General features: G+C 78.1%; 1 protein-coding gene. It reads right to left on the bottom strand.

The features are described from left to right. Positions 1–787 (bottom strand): diguanylate cyclase domain-containing protein (locus GTR00_RS21750; RefSeq protein WP_166613570.1); only part of this gene is annotated, 787 nt, incomplete at its 3' end. Positions 788–930: the final 143 nt, after the last annotated feature.

The raw sequence follows: 930 nt of genomic DNA, 5'->3' as shown, positions 1-930 counted from the left end.
GCCCACCCCCGCCGTCCGCCCCGCCGTCCAGGCGGTACGGGCCGCTGGCGCCGGCGCTGAGGCGCTGCGCCACGGCCAGGGCGTCGGCGTCGTGGTGCAGGTCCTCGGCCAGCACCACGAACTCGTCCCCGCCCAGGCGGCACACGGTGTCGGCCGGGCGCACGCAGCGGCGCATCCGCTGCGCCAGCGCCACCAGCAGCTGATCGCCGGCCGGGTGGCCGTGGGCGTCGTTGAGGAGCTTGAAGTGGTCCACGTCGATCAGCAGCAGGCCCACCGCCCGCCCGCTGCGCGAGGCGCGCGCCAGCGCGTGCTGCACGGCCTCGGCGAAGAACCGCCGGTTGGGCAGGCCGGTCAGCGCGTCGTGCATCGCGTCGGTGGACAGCCGCCGGCGCACCTCCTCCTCCTCCGTGACGTCGTGGGCGTACAGCAGCACCGCCCGCACCGGGGCGGTGCCGAGGTGGTTGTAGGCGTGCACCTGCAGCCAGCGCACCTGGCCGGTGGCGGTGAGCACGCGCAGCCGCTCCTCGACGCCGCCCCCGGGCGCTGCGTGCAGCACCCGCTGCCACAGCTGCACCGCACCGGGTTCGTCGTCGGGGTGCGCGCGCAGCCGCACGGGCTGCGGCTGCTCCTCCCACGGGCCCAGCAGCCGCGCCGCGCCCGGGCTGGCGTACCGCAGCGCGCCGTCGGCCTCCAGGACGCAGACCAGGTCCGGGGAGTGCTCCACGAGCGCGCGGAACACCGCCGCGCCCGGGGTCCCGCCCGGGTCCTGCCCGCTCGCAGCGCTCACGACGTCCCCCTCCAGCGGCCGCCCGGCCCGCACCGTCCGGGCTGCTCGACCCACTGTGGCCCCGCGCCTCGGCACCGCACCAGACCCGGGTCCCGGGCCCGCGCGTCAGGAGTGGCAGCGCACGTCGGGTCGACCGCCACCGG

It is taken from the genome of Kineococcus indalonis (assembly GCF_009906395.1).
Classification (GTDB): domain Bacteria; phylum Actinomycetota; class Actinomycetes; order Actinomycetales; family Kineococcaceae; genus Kineococcus; species Kineococcus indalonis.
The sequence above is the reverse complement of the archived record's forward strand: the minus strand, read 5'-3'. Positions and strand labels throughout refer to the sequence as shown.